The sequence below is a fragment of the Xenococcus sp. PCC 7305 genome, from assembly GCF_000332055.1.
Lineage (GTDB): Bacteria > Cyanobacteriota > Cyanobacteriia > Cyanobacteriales > Xenococcaceae > Xenococcus.
In genome coordinates this window covers 1-16,633 of record NZ_ALVZ01000210.1, presented here as the reverse complement: position 1 = coordinate 16,633, position 16,633 = coordinate 1, and the positions used below count along the sequence as shown (strand labels likewise).

The window sequence follows — 16,633 nt, the reverse complement described above, 5'->3', positions numbered from 1 at the left end:
GTTTTGAAGCAAATCAAATTAATCACAAATATTGCGATCGCGTTGAGCAACGTTACTATTGTATTTGAGATAATTGGCAATGCGATCGCATCCTTGAGCTAAAAGATTATCTAATTCTAAATTCCAGATTAGTAACCCTTGCTGCTCATCCGCACTAATAATAGTTTTGCCATCATTAATTAGGGAGACACTAGTAACTTTCGAGCTATGACCCTGCAAGGTCTTCAGCAAAGTTCCCTCTTGGGTTCGCCATAATTTAACAGTGCGGTCTCCGCCACCAGAGACTAGTAAATTACCATTTTTACTGAAAACTAAACTAGTAATTCCGTTTTGATGTCCTGACAATATTTGCAGAGGTTGGGGGTCAATGTTTCCTGATGATTTTACCTGCCAGAGCTTAATCGTATTATCCGAACTAGCCGAGGCCAAAACTGTACCATCATTGCTAAATTGTAATGAGTTAATTGCTAAATTGTGAGCCTCAATAGTTTGTAATAAGTCACCTTGAATATTCCAAATTTTAATTGTCTGATCATCTCCAGCAGACACAATAAACTTATTATCAGGACTGAGAATAATTGTTTTAATGCGATCGCTATGCTCTTCTAGGTTAGCAATAATCTCATTAGTAGTTAAATCCCAGATCGTAATAGTTTGATCTTCGTTGCCAGATATTAATAAATTGCGATCTTGACTAAAAACAATACTATTAACCCCTAATTGAGAAATGGATTGTTCCCTTGATACTTGAAGAGTAGTAATTAATTCCCGACTTGCAGTGTCCCATATTTTGACAGTATTGTCAGCACTAGCAGAGGCCAGCATTTTACCATCTTGACTATAGGCTAATTGATTGATGGTCTCTTCCTGCTCAGATAAAATATCGATTAGTTCTTGCTGGTTATTTTCCGGATTTATACGCCATATTTTAATGTTGCCTACGGTATCAGCAGTTGCCAGTGTAGCAGAATCGACAGGAGAGTTGACAATGCTAGATATTCCCTGATCTTCTAGAGAAGCACCGCTAGAAAATCTCCATAACCTGACAGTTTTATCGGTGCTAGCAGAAGCCACCAAATAATTTTGATTATCAGATTCAGCCAAAGGCCGAAATGCTAGATCTAAAACTGCGCCACCATGCCCAATTAAGGTTTGCTGTAAACTTCCCTGACTATTGTAAACATTAATTTTTCCCTCAAGAGTCCCATTAGCCAAGAATTGATCATCCGGACTCAAAACAATATCATTAATAGATTCTCGATTTGCGGAGAAGTTCTGAGACTCACTTTGCTCTCCATCATTAACATTCCATGATATAACTTCCCAATAATCAATAACTGAGATAATTGTTTTTTGGTCGTTAGTGATAGCAATACTGGTAATTTCTTTGTCTGACGCTTGAATAGTTCTGATTTTTCTCGCCCTATTATTATTAATTTGCCAGACAATAATTATGCCGTCTTTCCCTCCAGATAACAAGTAGTCAGCAGAGGTTTCAATCGTATTTACCGGGCCTCGGTGCCCCAACAAAGTAGTAATTAAATTACCATTTTCCTGCCATAGTTTAATCGTCCCGTCGTGACTTGCTGTGGCAATTATATTATTCTTAAAGGCAATATCTGTAATCTGATCGCTATGCCCTTGTAATTGCTGGATTTGTTGGGCTTGATTATTGGTAATGCGCCAAATAATTGCTGTTGTGTCGGCACTACCAGAAGCGAGGATGTAGGACTTATTGGTTGGGGATTCCGCACTTTGTTGGTCAAGATTAGGCTTAAAGGCAATATTGCTTACTTTGTTTTTATGTCCTGATAAAGTATCTAATAACTCACCATTTTTGTTCCAAATTTTAATGGTTTCATCATCACTAGCCGTCGCGATTAAATTGCCATCAGAACTATGAGCGATCGCATTAACCTTCTGACTATGACCTTGTAATAAATTTAACTCCTGTGTGCCATAAATAGCTTGCTGCAAAACTGCAGCAGTTCTGGTTTCGATGCCATCCCAACGCTGTTTACCCAAAAGCTTGCGTTGAAACTTTCCCATCTGATTGAGTTGCTCGCTAGCTTTTACTCCGGCCAAGATAGATTGTAATTGCTGATTGGACAATAATAGGGCTTCAGAAGAAGCATTTTTCGCATCGACATTCTCCAGTTGGGAAATGAGTTTCTGACGATAAGAACTCCAGGTAAAAGTTGGCAAAATAATGCCACATAGCACCAACCCTGCCACGGTGATTTTGCTGTTTCTCGATCTGCTAGCCTGTTCTTTTTTTTCTTGGTCTCTCTGTTCTAGACAAGCCTGAATAAAATTTTGGGAAACTTTCATCAACTCGTCACGATATTCATGAAACATTTCCTCGGCTTCGGTTAATCGAATACCCCTCAAGAGAAAATCAGGTTGTTCATTTTTATTTTTCCATAAAATAGCAGCTTGCTCGATTTGTCTTTGTAGCTTTAAACGAGAACGATTTTCTTCTAACCACCAGCGCAAAGTTGACCAATTGCGAATTAAAACTTCATGAACTACTTCGACTGTTGGCTCCTGTTGGATTGCCTCTTGCAGCATTTTTTCATAGTCGGGAAATTGGCTATCACCACGGCTCGCTCCTGTGACGATACTTCGAGGTAAATTGGTGACAATTAATTTGGCATCAGTTAGTTTTTTGAGGGTTTTTTCAATTAATGGGGCGGGATATTTGGGGACGATTAAGTCTGATTTGCGAACCCGACGGCGAGTATCTTCTGTCCCATCACCAATTTTGGTCAAATTGAGAAATATCCATCGAGCAGCTTCCTGCATTTCTTCGTCTAAACTTTCATACAATTCTTGAGCTTGCTGCTCTAATGCTCCTTTAATGCCACCTAATTTTCGGTAAGCACCCAAAGTCAATCTGCCAATCTGACGATTTTCCCAGAGTTTTTGCAGCACAAATTGCAGTAAGGGTAAATCTCCACTGCCTCCGCTCAAGTCCTGCAATAAAATGTCTTCTAATCCTGGCTCGACCTTTAATCCAACCTGGGTGGCTGGTTTAACTATGGCCTCACGATATTCTGATTCTGTGAGATATGGTGGGACTAAAATACTATATTGTTGGAGAATTTGCGATAATTTGGAAATTTCGAGGCAAGAAGCGATAAAATCGGCTCTCAGGGTCAAAATTAATTTGAAGCGATCGCTAGCATAGGCAAGAGTTTCTAACAGCAGATTAATAAAATAGGTTCTTTCTGATTCTGAGGTTAAAGTGAACAATTCTTCAAACTGATCGACAACCAAGACCACCATTGGTTCGGGGCGAGTTCTGAGCCATTGGACAAAACCTTCTACTCCCTGGGAGAGCAATTCTTCTATGGGTGCTCGCAATTGGGTTGTTCCCTGTTGTCCAGGCTCATTACTTAGGCATTGAGCTAAAGCTAGAAAAGGATTCGTTCCGGGTCTAAAACATTTGAGCAACCAGCGATCGCTTTGGGGAATTCGTTTGCCCTGACTGAGTTGGTGAAATAATCCCGCTCGGACAATTGAGGATTTTCCGCTACCCGAAGCGCCAATCACTGCTAAGGTGGTTTCGTGATTTATGTGATTGACTAATCTTTGCACCAAGGCATCCCGGCCATAGAAATATTGGGCGTTTTCTTCTGTAAAAGCTTGTAAGCCCATATAGGGACAAACATTAATGTCTAATATGGTTGTCCCTGCCTGATTCTTGCGATTTTTGCTTTTTTCGGGTAGTACTTCGATGACCCCTCTGGTGCCGGACAACCAGATTTCAGGAATCAGCTCACTCCCAGCCAACTCTATTTGTAACTGAGAGATCCAAGCGGCAACGGATAATCCTGTTTCGGGATTGCCCTTATTTAGAGTAGAGACTAAGGTTTGGGTAAATTGTTGTATGCGATCGCGAAGATTAATGTCTTTTTGGAGTGGGTTTCCTGGTTTTCGACTATAGGAGATAATACATTGCCCGCGATCGTATTCCAAGCGCAATTCTTCGAGCCATTCTTTAATCCCTTCACTATTTAGTAAATCTAGAACAATAATTTGTTGGGTCACTCGGGACTGATAAATTATTTTCCGTAACCATTCACGAGAAATATGAGCGCCATCTTTAAAGCTTAACCAAGCCTCTCCCGCTTTGCTATATTTAACTTTTCCTCGCAGATATAAAAAAGTGGTCGTGGCCTCAGCATTTACAGAACTATTAAGACAAGAAGCAATAGTTTCCTGAATATCCGACCATTTTTTACCTTTAGAGGGGAAATACTCGACATTAAACCCACCTTTTCCCCGTAAAACCTTGCTCAAATCTAATGTTGTTTGATTGCTACCGCAGCCATCTACGACCAAGGCTTGGCGAGAGACAGTTGTACTTTCGCTGACTCCCCATTGACCGATAATAACTTTCCCAAAACCTTCTACAATGCGCTTGGGAGTTTGTAACGTATATTCTGATTGGAGCTGCCTTTCCCCACGACTGCTTTTTTGTTGATTGATTAAGCGGATCTGCTGATTAGAGCGATCTATATAACGCAGGGTCTGATGATAAACATATTGATATAACGTATCGGCGTCGATGATACCTTGAGAATCTACAGCCTCGCCCCGCAATCCCCGCATCAGATAGTAGGTGAAGACGCCATGTCCTAATTCGGGAAATTCCCAAGATTGCTGAGAATGATCACAAGAGAGCAAAGCATAGAAGCCCTGACTTTTTTCAGCTTTGCGCCGCAATACTTTGACTAATTGAGATGTAGGGTTGGGTAAAGTTATGTTGGTTGTTCTGCGTAGGCTCATACCCCCACTATGACAAGCATCCAACCAAATTAATTGTTGATCTGCCTGACAATTACCTAACAAGCGTAAAATTTCATTTAAAGATAAACCTGTATTCGTTAATTGTTTTTTCTGGGTATCTGCCAAGCAAAGATATACTTTTTGGCTGGCAGCATCTAAAATGCCATGACCAGAAAAGTAAAATAAAATTGTGTCCCCAGAGCGGGCAGAGGTTACGATTTCTTTGAGACTGGTGCGAACGGTTTCTAATTCTGGTTTGCGATCAGCAAAATCATGGTGTAGAACAAGCTCCCGACTCTTGTCTGTTGCTTCGCTGATAGCTTCTCCTAATCCTTGGCAATCTAAGGCAGAATAACTTAGAGATGGTAACTCCACATCGTTATAGTGATTTATTCCGACTAACAAGACCCATAGTTTGCCTAGCTGAGTTGGTGGATTTATCGGTTGGGTCGGTTGAACAGCGCGAGGACACATGGGAATTAGAATGAAGGATGCCAATATCTATACTTTAGGGGATCTGTTGACTATTCATGCAAATTTTAATCAAACGAACGAAGTAATAGGCTTTTCCCTAAATCCCCAAATCCCCAAATCCCTAAATCCCCAAATTCTTATTCACAACTAGCAAATTTTGTACTCATCGAACCCAGGTTATTCACTCCGATAAAGTGAGGGTGAATGCTAAATTTTCTTGAGCTTGTACAGCATGAGGTGCATTTGCTGCCATAAAGACAAATACGCCTGGTTTCAGAACAATATCTTTTCCTTCTAAGTTCAGATTGCCTGTACCTGCAATCACATTGACTAGAGCATTACGAGTAGATGTATGTTCGGCGATTTCTGTCCCTGCCGCCAGACAAAATAAACTGTATTGACTATTCTTGTCTTTGAGTAAAACTTTACTGAGAATGCCACTAGTAGGATATTCAATTAAGTCCTGTAAGTTAGCGACAAAAGAACTATTAGATGATGCAACTGTGCTATTCATAATTTTTCCTTTAGGAATTACTTAACTTGGCATAAAAGGCGATGTAGCCGATATTATGGCGCTGCTGTTGGAAACTACGACGCATTCGTAAGATTCTGTGACGTAAATTGGGATGAGTTAGGACATTCCACGCAATTTTGACTGTTCCCCAAAGACCTTCATCCTGGAGCATTTGCCCTAAATTGAGTAAGTTCATGTCTCCTGTTTGTTGCTGCTGTATATTCAAACCGGCTTCCTGACAAGCTTGTGCCCATTCTGCGATCGCAAGAGGACTGGCATTAACCCGAATCGACTGAGATAAACTTTTTCTCACTTCGGATTCATCACTGCGCACAAACATTTCCTGAGCAAGAAATTTGCCTTCTGGTTGTAAATGATTTTTGATTGCCGACAATATCTTGGCTTTGCCGCCATCTGATTGCATAGTGAGAATTGCTTCGGCTAAGACATAATCAAATTTGTCGGTAATTTTGTCTAACTGAAAGATATCTCCTTCAATGATAGTTATACGGTCGGATAAGCCGGCAGCCTGAATGTTCTCTCTGGCTTTCGCTACGCTATCGGGGTTTTTCTCAACTCCTACAACATGAACATTAAATCTTTTGGCCAATGCGATCGCACTAGTACCAAAGCTAGCAGCTAATTCTAATACTGTGTCTTCTGGTTGAAAATTAGCCCAAGCAAATAGTTGTTCTGTGGCGGCTTTTCCTCCGGGGCGTAATATTGTTTTTCCTGCGGCAGCTAATACTTGATGACCTGGTGCAGTATCAAAATTAAGAGTAGTTGTCATGAGCTATATCCAAACTCGATACTCTTACTCTGACATTAAGTTTCAGTCTCGTCTCTGAGGTAGCTCATGTTGGAGAGAAAAGTTTCATCTTATTTGCATTCATACTAAGTCGTATTCTAAAGTGTAATTTTGCATCTCGCGCAAAGACGCAAAGACGCAAAGGGAATTAAAAATTATCTTACGTCTATGAACGCAGGTTCGTATTAGATGAATTGGCTCGACATTAATGGCATGATGCTAAATGCATCTGAAGTTTATGTTGTGAATATTATCCTTGCAATAGCTTCAAATCAAATATCGCAGGAGCAATTAAATTAATCGCACAAAGCAAAATTAAAGATAATAATCCTAAAATCAAAGTAAAAATGCTTGTCAAAGGTTGCGCTTCAATCGCCGAATTACAACAAATCTCGATCTTTCAAGGTTTAGAAACCACGGAACTCGAAAATCTTGTTCCCAATAGCTCCATTCGGGAATATCAAAAAGATGAAATAGTAATGCAGGAAGGCGATCGCATACCCCAAAAACTTCATGCCCTAATCACAGGCAGACTAGAAATCAAAAAGACCTCAGCTAATGGCAAAGAAACTTTAGTTCGTCTGATTCCCCCAGGAGAACTATTTGCGGCACCAGCGATTTTTGGGAATGGGATTGCTCCTGCGATGGTGCAATGCCAAGTAGCATCACAAGTATTAAACATCGATCGCCAAGCTTTGTTGACAGCGATTTCCCATGCTCCAGAAATTAGCTTAAGAATATTAGAAGTATTTAATCAACGTTTGCAACAACTCCATAATACAGTGCATGGATTGATTTCTGAACGGGCAATAGTGCGTTTACTTAAATTGATTCAATATTATCGCGATCGCGATGGGACTTATGCTACTCCAGAAGGAGAACGACTAAATATTAAATTGCCTCATTATCAAATCGCGCGCAGTATTGGCATTACCTATGAAGAAGCGGTGCGTTTGTTTAAAAAACTCCAAGGAATCTTAATTTATAAAAGAGGTGGCATCATTATTGTGAAAGATTGGTCGGCATTAGAATCGGCCATTCAAAATATAAATAATTGAGTTAGCGATCGCGATGCGAGATTTAATCGACAAGAAAATAACTAATAATTGATTCAAAGTCTTTCAGTACAAGATCTGTATTTTCTGAATTAAAAACTGGAACATGGACAAAAATGCAGGGTAAATCGGGTTTGGCACTTTGGAGATAACTTAAAATATCAAAATATAAGCTTTCACAAACAAATTTTCCCGCATCGTGACTAATCGAAGTACCAGCCAAATTACCCATCAAATCCACTAAATTCACAGTAGTAGATAAGCATTTTGTATCTTTGTTAGCACAAGACTCTATAGTCAAATTTTGTCGAGATTCTGCCATGCCGCAGCAAATAACACCTTGTGGGTTAATCCGCTTGATGGTTGCGATCGCCTTTTGACTAGCGAGGACTCGGTCTACAGGAAGTTGTCGCAAGAAATAACCAGAAGCAGATAACAAATTCCGCTTCTGGATCATAGCTAAAAGCTCATCAGATGAATTGGATTTTTGATGAGGCAACCAAGTTTGAAACGAGGTGAATAATAACAATGTTTGACTTTTAACTAACTAACTAATTGTTTGAAAAATCGTTCCATAATTGATTGGGGTATTTTCCCGACCAAAGTATCCACAGTGCCTTGGGACTCATCCAAAAAAGTATATTGAGGAATTCCGGTAACGCGATATCTCTGAACCAATTTATCCCATTGCGGATCATCAATATCTAGCATTACTAAGTTAACGCGATCGCCATACTTGGCCTCTAAAGTTTGAATTGTTCCAGACATTCCCTGACAAGTAGTGCACCAATCAGCATAGAATTCTAGGAGAGTCGGTTTGCCATTTGTGATCGCAGTAGGATAGGGAACTGCATCTTGAGCCAAAGCTTTAAGAGTGATTAACCCAGATAGTGGAGATGTCCCAAAAGCCAGAGCAGGACTGGCAAAAGATAGACTGAGAGTACAAATAATTGCAATTAGCACAAGCTGACACTTCACAGCCTCCGCAACAAGAGAAATACTTTTTCTTATCATTTTCATTCGTAATATTAAGCTAAAAGATTCCGAAACCCAGAATCACCAAAAATTAATATCATGATAGCGAGATTATGAAGTCCCCAGGGAAAAATTGGCAATTGAACTTATTTATAAAAGCAGCAGCAAAAGAACTCCAATTGCCCCAGCAACCCCACCACCAATCAATAGACCTTTCTTAGACTGACTAGTTTGACTTTCGGGCTGATATTGTTCCTCGCCAGCAACAGGTCTAGTTGCCGTCGCAGTTGCAGTTGCAGTTGAAGTTGACTCTGATTGTGATTGTGATTGTGATTCTGGACTAAAGATCTGGGTAAAATGGGGCTCAACTGACGCCGATTTTAGTTTCTCGGATAAATCGGCTAGAGACTCTTCAGCCTGATTCAGTTTGTTATCCTCTTCGGGAATATTTTGGTTTGATTTATCTGATTCTGACATAGTTGTTTCAAGAGTGAGTTTTTCTGGAGAGTCTTCCGTATTCTCCACTATAATAACTTGTTCTTCCACAATATTTACCGATTCTGATAAAGAATCTGCTAATGCCTCTTCTACTAGGGAATCATCAATACTGGGAATGACATCAACTTCTTCTGATAGGCGATTTTCTTCTAGCTCAAGAATAGGGGTTTCTTGGATATCTTGGGTCGGGAAATCATCAGCATTAGCAATCATTCCAACTTCTGGTTCGCTATCACCTTCTAAGTCGGAAACAATAGTCGGCAGGAATTCTTCAGGAAGATAATTATTAGAATTAGCAACGCTTACTTGTTCTGCAAGGTTATCTTCTAATTCTGGAGGGGCATTATCCAACAAATCTTTAAGAGGATCATTATCAGTGGTTGCGGCAAATTCAACTTTTTCTTCAAGATTCTCTTCTAATTCGGGAATAGATGCGTCCAGGAATTCTGCTAGCGGATCATCTTTATCACTAGTGACAGTGTTGACTATATCGTTTATATCGTCCACTTCAGGGTTGTCCGTAAGTTCAGAAATAGGATTGACTAACAACTCTTCTCTTGCGGATTCATGAGCAGTCTCAACGCTCATAATTTCCGCTGCAAGATTCTCTTCTAATTCGGGAATAGGTGTATCCAGGAATTCTGCGAGGGGATCATCTTTATCGCTTTCAAGATTATCTGCTAATTCGGGAATAGGAGCGGCTAGGAATTCTTCGAGAGGTGCATTATCAGCTGTAGTGACAACTTCAACCTGTTCTTCAATATTGTCTGAAAATGCGGGAATAGGGGTTGGCAACAACTCTTCTATTGCGGAATAATCGGGATTCTCGACTGCCATGTTGTCGGCTTCAGAATTGTCTGAAAATGCAGGAATAGGAGTTGGCAACAACTCTTCTGTCGTCAGAGAATCATCAGAACTTTCAAATTCTATAGTTTCTTCTTGAAAAGTCTCGTCTAATTTGGGAATGGAATTTATGTCAGTCATTTGTTTGCGAGTCTGCTCAGCTCCATCTAGCATCAATTTCCGAAAATTAATATAAGCAATATTCCATGCTTCTGCAAATTCAGCTGTCCATCCATCCCCCAAAAATTGTTCAAAAGTATTGAATAAAGAATTTTTCGCCATAGGATAATGTTCTGGCAATATTCCATAAGTAAAAAGTCTAGCCCCAAACCCTTGAAATGTATTTTCTAATATTGGGGGCTGACGTAGATTTTCGATCACGAAAACTAGATCATGCCAAAGCTGATGTTGGGAAGTTTCTGGATCGATTTTGGCTAATAGAAATTGTATTTCTGGATGAGACTCAAATAGATTCTCGTAAAACTCACTAATGAATTCAGTTCCATAAGGCTTAATATATTTAAAACTTTGCTCTAACAATTCAACTTGTAAAGACATGTTGTTTGCGCTCCTCTTATTTTTATGGTTTGCGGTGCAATAAATTTTTGGGATGCGATATCTGGCTTTTCTCAAATAAATAAGAGCCAACAATAAAACTAAATGTCTTGATAAATCTTGATTGTGCAGTATCTCATAAGTTTAAGAACAGCGATGTGCGATCCTTCATGAAGTTCAATAATTCTACCTGAGCTTAGTGTGGTGCTTGGTAACTTTTATCAAGAAATAATATTTGTATCTCAAAAATAAATTATCTTTGTTGTGTAAACTGGCTCTCAGTCCCGTCATAATCGTATCTTTGTTCTTGAAAGCAAGAATAGTTCTCAAAAATGGAATTGCTCGAATATCTAGAACATCATTTAGAATTTGTGATTGCTCTTATGCAGTTTGTCCTTGAGGCTGCCGCGGCATTATGTATTTTGCTTGGATTTTTACAAGTTACCAAAATAGCGATCGCCGTAAATCGCAAATCCCACAGAGATCTCTTTATCCAAATTCGACTAGGTTTCGGCAAGTGGCTAGTGTTGGCTCTGGAGTTACAACTAGGAGCCGATATCCTGGCGACAACCGGCAATCCAAATTTCGCTGATTTGGGCAAACTAGCGGCGATCGCAGCAATCCGGACTTTCCTGAACTACTTTCTCTATCAAGAACTCAATGAGGAGTCAAAACGCAGAGAACAGTCTCTCCAGGAACAATCTTTCAAACAACCTTAATTTCATGATCTTTTTTGTAAAATTGCCTTCATGACAGCTTTTGATTGTTCAATTTGTTCTGGTGTGGGGGCAGTTTGTTGCCAGCTAGCTCTTTGTTGCAGATTATCCAACCATTTACTCACTTTGATGTAAGGATCTAAACTAATTCCTAAGAAAGGAATAGAAGCAACTGCGGTGCCGGCAACGATATCAGCATAGGTAAACTTATCACCGATAAAATAAGGGCTATTGTCATCCAAATTAGCTTCAAAATAGTGCAAAGCTGTGGCCATAGTTGCCTTGGCTTTTTCTATTTGTGGTGATGGGACTTCAAATTCCAACATATCTTTCATCAAGACAATTGAGGCTGGGGGTAATTCATTGACGGTAATCAATTCAATTGTCCGAATTTTCGCAATTTCTTGAGCATTGCTAGACATGAAACTAGGTTGAGGATATTTGGCTTCCAGGTAATCGAGAATTGCCAGGGATTCAAAGACAGAAAAACCGACATCAACTAAGACGGGAATATGGTGAAAAGGATTTAATTTCAAAAATTCTGGCTGAAATTGATCACCACTTAGTTTCATGAGTATTGGTTCAAATTCGAGGTTCTTTTCCAGTAAAGTCACCCAAACTCGGCGAGCATTGACCGAAAGACGAGAATAGTAAAATTTCAACATGATGATAACTCCTAATTGCTTAACTGGACTTAGACTCAATATATAATGACGAAGATTAAGTCAAACAAAAAAAAGACCAGAAACTATTTTGCGTTCCCTAGTCTTTTCGAGAAGTATCAATCTAAAGATTTTTGAAATAAAAGAGGACAAATTAAAAAAGTAGAAGAAGCCACAAAATAATGAGAAGACACTTATTTATATTTCCTCATCCCTTATCCTTTATCCCTCATCCCTCAAATTACATCCCCAATCCTGGAAGATTCAAGCCGCTAGTCAACTCTTCCATGCGTTCTCGCATTGTTTCAGTAGACTTGGTATAAGCATCAGTCATTGCTTCAGTTACCATTGCCGAAACAGCCTCTGCTCCCTGGGCGATCGCATCAGGAGAGATTTCCACACCCCGAGGCTCTTGATTGCCACTCATCATTACTTTAACTAAACCATTGCCACTAGCACCCTCAATTACTAATTGTTCTAATTCTTCTTGAAGTGCTTGCGCTCCTTGTTGAACCTCTTGCGCTTTTTGGAACGCATTAGCAAGTTCTTTCATTTTTCCAAAAGGATTTGGTGCCATATTCTGTAATTAATTATTGAAACTATAAAATAAATAGAGCTACTTATTTAAGATAATATTGTCAGGTTAAATGAAAGCTGAAGCAATATAGCTGATGAAAAAAGTTTACTTTTCCTTCTGCCATCTGCCATCTGCCTTCAGTGGGCAACGCCCATTAAAATTCCCCTACCAATTTAACTTCTGGCTCTAAGGATACTGACCAATGATATTCTACTTTCTCTTGAACATAACGAATTAGATTAAAAATATCACTAGCCGTTGCCTGACCACAATTGAGAATAAAATTGGCATGACGATGGGCGACTTGAGCATCACCTATTTTATAACCTTTGAGATCTAGCTGTTCAATTAACCATCCTGCTGCTCGGGGTTCAGGATTGCGAAAAACACTACCACAACTTGGCAAATGATAAGGCTGAGTCGTTTTGCGCTGAGTCCAATTATCATTGGAAATTTGCATGATTTGGTCTTTAGTAAAACCAGGTTGCAGTTGCATAACAGCACGCACTACAAATTTGTCACTCCCTTGAAGATTGGAAGTTCGATAACTATATTCCAAATCTTCTGCGGTAAGTTCTTCTAAAGTTCCGTCGGCAGATAGGACAGTCGCACTAACCAAAATATCTCCCAAACATTGTCGGTGTGCCCCAGCATTCATTACAACAGCTCCGCCAACCGTTCCAGGAATCCCGACAGCCCATTCCAGACCTTTCCATCCCCTTTTAGCTGCCTTCCAAGCCAACCTGGCGATCGGCTCTCCTGCATCGGCAATTAATCGGCCATTTGGTTCTTCAAATTGATAATCACGAAAATGACGAGTGCTCAGAACCAATCCGGGAATACCGCGATCGCTTATTAGCAAATTAGAGCCAGCGCCCAATAGAGTGAGAGGAATATCTTGGTCTTGATACCAAGAGAAACAAGTCTCTAGCTCCGACCAATTTCTGGGGGAAGCATACCATTGTGCATTGCCTCCCACTCGATAAGAGGTCTGATTTGCTAAATTAATATTAGGTTTAATTAGACTAGCAGTTAGGGAACTCATAATTAATCATTATTAAAGCAGGGGCAGGTATTTATGCTCAAGAGTTTATACTTACTAACATATCATTTGAGTCATCTTATCTATAAGAAAACAAAATTGCCTAGGATCGTCAACCAGGAAAATAGGGAAGTTGCATCAATAATTCAAACCAAGCAGCTCCAATACAGAAAAGAAAATTGCGAGCAGCAGTCTAGGAAACATTTCTTCGCTTAAGATTTCCCGTATAATTGTTTTTCAGCTAGTTTGAAATCCCTGATGGCCAAAAAATATTTATATGCTCTTCTGATTTGCCTTACTATCTTAGCGGTAATTTTTCCCAGAATTTTAAAGTCTAATGAACCCATCTGTAGCTATCATTCTGAAGTCTATCAGGGGTTGGAGCTACAAGCCTTGTCTGAGGAGTTAGGCAATACAGGATTAATCGGCAGAATTCATGGTGCAGCGAGGGCCTCAAACATGTTTGTCATGTCTGTGCGCGAGCCGAATAATTTTTTTAGTCATCGCGAATTTTCTTTGCTAGCTCGCGATCGCGAAAGCCTGAAGATTTTAGAACAAGTCAATCGTCACGACCTACTTTGTGTCCAAGGCAATTTTATTGCCAATCCCAGTCCACAACAACATATCGCGATTAGTTCCATACAAGTTTTAAACTCTTGGGCTCAACCAGAAGGCTTTGCCCCTTATCAAAGACAACTAATTGCCGAATTAACTCAGCAGGGTAGCTTGATGGTAGAAGTTCATGCGATCGCAGCAAAGGGTGCAGTGTTAGTTGTGGAATATCAAGACCTGATTCTACCAATCTATGTCACGGCAACCGAATATACTCAGGATTTATATCGGGGAGATATTGTGAAGCTAGCCTATCAAATTCAAGGGAAGCCGCAAAACCCCACTCACCTCAAACTAGATACACAAGCCGAAAAACCTCTTGAAGTTATCGATGCCATCTCATCATGGCAAAATCAAGAACAAACTCTAACTGGTAATCTAGTGAAATTCCCCCAAAGTCCGCAACTAAAATTTGATGTCTATGCCATGGCAGTAGATACTAAAGGAATCGAACGTTTCTTTACTCTGGTTAACTTTAAGGATATTGAAGCATTTCAGCAAATCCGAGACAAATTAGCCAATATTTGGGATGCTAACCTTGCCACAGCAGTATCTGGAAGAAACATGCTGATCAATCCAGAGGTTACAATTCAAGCTCAGGGTTTAATCAACATCGTGTCACCAGAACAAGCCAACCCACAGATATTACTGGACAGTGCTGAGGACGTAGTTAGGTTTTAGGTTTTAGGTGGTAGGTGGTAGGTTTTAGGTTAAATATTAATTAAAAGTTTAAACAAACTCAAAATCAGAATAGAGATCAACATCGTTTGTATTGACAACAAAAGCAACTACATCTCCTTGGTAAGAAATATTTGCTCCTCCCTCAAACTGACTAATTGTATAGTCTTCCGCTGTGCCAAAGGCAACTAAGCGATCGCCTTCTGACGAGTCAAAATCTGTGATTCTAGCAAAACCATCACCTTGATAAAAAGCCTCTGTATAATCACCTAAAACAAACTTATCCGCCCCATCTCCTCCTGTCACAATATCAATTTCAGCTGCGTAATAATTTTGACTAGAACCGCTCAAGATATCGTTGCCGCCATTTCCTTCAAGAATATTGCTATGGGAATCACCAATAATTGTATCTGCTTGATTTGTCCCTGAAACATTCAGGAAATTTACTACCTGAAAATCTTGCTCTCCAATGACAGGAATATCTTTGACAAGAAGCTGTTCCAAGGATAAATCTACATAGAGGTTAACCGTATCAGCTGGAGCAGAACTAGCATCAATTTTATTAGATTGTCCTGTAGCACCAACAATTTTCTCGACATTAATTAAAAGATCACTGTGACCATTGGCCTTCTTAACAATCCCAGTGGGAGTAACTGTTACAGCCTGACCAAACTCCGTATAATCGACTGTGTCATAACCGGCTCCACCATCGAGCGTGTCACTACCATCATAACCTTCGAAAATATTGTTACTATCATTTCCAATCATTTTATCTGATTGATTTGTTCCCGATAGATGACGAAAATTTACCACCTCAAAGTTAAGATCTCCCAGTTCAGCGATCCCTTTAACCGTAAGTCTATTAGCAGACAAATCTGCATCAAGATAAACCGCATCTCCAAAAACTGAAATCGCATCAATCTTATTTTCTTGAGCAACTGCCCCGACAATCTTTTCGACATTAATTAAAAGATCATTTTGACCATTAGCCTTCTCAACAACTCCAGTCGGAGTAATAGTTATAGCCTGACCATAGTTTCTATAATCAACAGTATCGAAATATCCACCACCGTCTAGAGTGTCATTTCCCAAACCTGCATACATAATGTCATTGCCATCATGACCTTCAAGAATATTGTTATCATCATTGCCACTCATGATGTCTGATTGATTGGTCCCCGACAGATTACGGAAGTGCAACACCTCAAAGTTAAGATCTCCTAGTCCAGAAATACCTTTTACAGTCAGTCGGTTAGTCGATAGATCTGCATCAAGATAAACCGAATCCCCAGAGGCTGAAAGCGCATCGAGTTTATTATCTTGCCCAACTGCACCAACAATTTTCTCGACATTAATCAAAAGATCGCTGTGGCCATTCGCCTTCTCAACAATTCCGCTGGGAGTGAGGGTTACAGCTTGACCAAAATCTGTGTAATCGACAGTGTCATAGCCTGCCCCACCATCGAGTGTATCACTGCCGTCATAACCTTCAAGAATATTGTTATCATCATTGCCAATCATCCTATCTGACTGATTGGTCCCGGATATGTGGCGAAAGTTTTCAACTTCAAAGTTAAGATCTCCTAGCCCGGCAATACCTTTTACTGTCAGTCTATTAGCTGATAGATCTGCATCAAGATAAACCGAATCCCCAGAGGCTGAAAGCGCATCGATTTTATTATCTTGTCCTACTGCACCGACAATTTTCTCGACATTAATCAAAAGATCACTGTGGCCATTGGCCTTCTCGACAATTCCGCTGGGAGTGAGGGTTACAGCTTGACCAAAATCTGTGTAATCGACAGTGTCATAGCCGGCGCCACCATCGAG

Annotated in this window: 13 protein-coding genes; 3 read left to right on the top strand and 10 right to left on the bottom strand. The window is 40.0% G+C overall.

The features are described from left to right. Window positions 1-18 precede the first annotated feature (18 nt). From XEN7305_RS17350 to XEN7305_RS17340, 3 genes are all read right to left on the bottom strand, one after another. Entirely contained in the window at window positions 19-5,292 is a 5,274-nt protein-coding gene (locus XEN7305_RS17350) for a caspase family protein (RefSeq protein ID WP_238569001.1), read from the bottom strand. A gap of 157 nt (window positions 5,293-5,449) precedes the next feature. Next, window positions 5,450-5,782 (bottom strand): cupin domain-containing protein, encoded by a 333-nt coding sequence (locus XEN7305_RS17345; protein ID WP_006510787.1) that lies wholly within the window; start codon window positions 5,780-5,782, stop codon window positions 5,450-5,452. A 10-nt stretch (window positions 5,783-5,792) separates the two neighbouring features. Next, window positions 5,793-6,572, bottom strand: coding sequence for a cyclopropane-fatty-acyl-phospholipid synthase family protein (locus tag XEN7305_RS17340; RefSeq protein ID WP_006510786.1), 780 nt, complete (start codon window positions 6,570-6,572; stop codon window positions 5,793-5,795). A gap of 365 nt (window positions 6,573-6,937) precedes the next feature. Here XEN7305_RS17340 and XEN7305_RS17335 point away from each other — a divergent pair, with 365 nt between their 5' ends. Continuing rightward, window positions 6,938-7,648: a Crp/Fnr family transcriptional regulator gene (locus tag XEN7305_RS17335; RefSeq protein ID WP_006510785.1), complete on the top strand. Its 711-nt coding sequence runs from the start codon at window positions 6,938-6,940 to the stop codon at window positions 7,646-7,648. A 22-nt stretch (window positions 7,649-7,670) separates the two neighbouring features. On the opposite strand, the gene XEN7305_RS17330 is transcribed toward XEN7305_RS17335, so the two are convergent. The 3 genes from XEN7305_RS17330 to XEN7305_RS29435 all read right to left on the bottom strand — a co-directional run bounded on the left by XEN7305_RS17330 (window position 7,671) and on the right by XEN7305_RS29435 (window position 10,519). Continuing rightward, on the bottom strand, window positions 7,671-8,174 hold the full coding sequence (locus tag XEN7305_RS17330; RefSeq protein ID WP_040898419.1) for a peptidase C15: 504 nt from the start codon (window positions 8,172-8,174) through the stop codon (window positions 7,671-7,673). 14 nt (window positions 8,175-8,188) lie between these two features. Then, window positions 8,189-8,608, bottom strand: a complete 420-nt coding sequence (locus XEN7305_RS17325) for a thioredoxin domain-containing protein (RefSeq protein ID WP_158500417.1) — start codon at window positions 8,606-8,608, stop codon at window positions 8,189-8,191. Window positions 8,609-8,770: 162 nt separating this feature from the next. Next, the gene (locus XEN7305_RS29435; RefSeq protein ID WP_006510782.1) at window positions 8,771-10,519 is read right to left on the bottom strand and encodes a globin family protein; all 1,749 of its coding nucleotides are present in this window, start codon (window positions 10,517-10,519) and stop codon (window positions 8,771-8,773) included. 329 nt (window positions 10,520-10,848) lie between these two features. On the opposite strand from XEN7305_RS29435, the gene XEN7305_RS17315 reads away from it, so the two are divergent. Then, window positions 10,849-11,235 (top strand): DUF1622 domain-containing protein, encoded by a 387-nt coding sequence (locus XEN7305_RS17315; RefSeq protein WP_006510781.1) that lies wholly within the window; start codon window positions 10,849-10,851, stop codon window positions 11,233-11,235. 2 nt (window positions 11,236-11,237) lie between these two features. Here XEN7305_RS17315 and XEN7305_RS17310 read toward each other — a convergent pair whose 3' ends face one another. The 3 genes from XEN7305_RS17310 to murB form a co-directional block, all read right to left on the bottom strand. Further along, window positions 11,238-11,897 (bottom strand): glutathione S-transferase family protein, encoded by a 660-nt coding sequence (locus XEN7305_RS17310; RefSeq protein WP_006510780.1) that lies wholly within the window; start codon window positions 11,895-11,897, stop codon window positions 11,238-11,240. Between the two features lie 238 nt (window positions 11,898-12,135). After that, window positions 12,136-12,471 (bottom strand): YbaB/EbfC family nucleoid-associated protein, encoded by a 336-nt coding sequence (locus XEN7305_RS17305; protein ID WP_006510779.1) that lies wholly within the window; start codon window positions 12,469-12,471, stop codon window positions 12,136-12,138. A 154-nt stretch (window positions 12,472-12,625) separates the two neighbouring features. Then, a complete protein-coding gene (murB, locus tag XEN7305_RS17300; RefSeq protein WP_006510778.1) occupies window positions 12,626-13,516 on the bottom strand; it encodes a UDP-N-acetylmuramate dehydrogenase in 891 nt (296 codons plus the stop codon). A gap of 255 nt (window positions 13,517-13,771) precedes the next feature. On the opposite strand from murB, the gene XEN7305_RS17295 reads away from it, so the two are divergent. Then, a complete protein-coding gene (locus tag XEN7305_RS17295) occupies window positions 13,772-14,806 on the top strand; it encodes a hypothetical protein (RefSeq protein ID WP_006510777.1) in 1,035 nt (344 codons plus the stop codon). Window positions 14,807-14,854: 48 nt separating this feature from the next. On the opposite strand, the gene XEN7305_RS29110 is transcribed toward XEN7305_RS17295, so the two are convergent. Continuing rightward, window positions 14,855-16,633: calcium-binding protein (locus XEN7305_RS29110; protein ID WP_006510776.1), on the bottom strand; the 1,779-nt coding region annotated here is incomplete at its 5' end.